The sequence below is a fragment of the Stenotrophomonas sp. SrG genome, from assembly GCF_050031795.1.
Lineage (GTDB): Bacteria > Pseudomonadota > Gammaproteobacteria > Xanthomonadales > Xanthomonadaceae > Stenotrophomonas > Stenotrophomonas rhizophila_A.
In genome coordinates this window covers 1-333 of sequence record NZ_JBNBBE010000060.1, presented here as the reverse complement: position 1 = coordinate 333, position 333 = coordinate 1, and the positions used below count along the sequence as shown (strand labels likewise).

General features: G+C 74.2%; 1 pseudogene. It reads right to left on the bottom strand.

The features are described 5' to 3' along the window. Positions 1-333, bottom strand: a pseudogene (locus tag ACQG3P_RS18965) (AraC family transcriptional regulator); the annotation flags it as partial.

Here is a 333-nt window from a genome sequence, read left to right as displayed (position 1 = left end):
CCCGGCGAGCGGGCGCCGACCCGCGCGGCCACGGTCTTGAGTGGCAGTGGGGTGGTGTCGAGCAGGTTCATGGCGTGGGCCAGGCGCGCATCGGCGAGCAGCTCGCGCACGCTGGACTGCACGCTGGCCAGGCGCCGCCGCAGGGTGGCGCCGCTGAGACCGAGCTGGTCTTCGAACTCGCGCGATTGCCAGTCGCGTTCGGGCGGGGCGGCAATCAGGTCGCGGATGCGTTCGCCCAGGCTGGGCTCGGGTGGCACCAGCAGGCGGCCGTGGCCGCGCCGGCAGAACGCCAGCACCAGCGAAGCCAGGGCCAGGCGGGCTTCGGTGTACTGG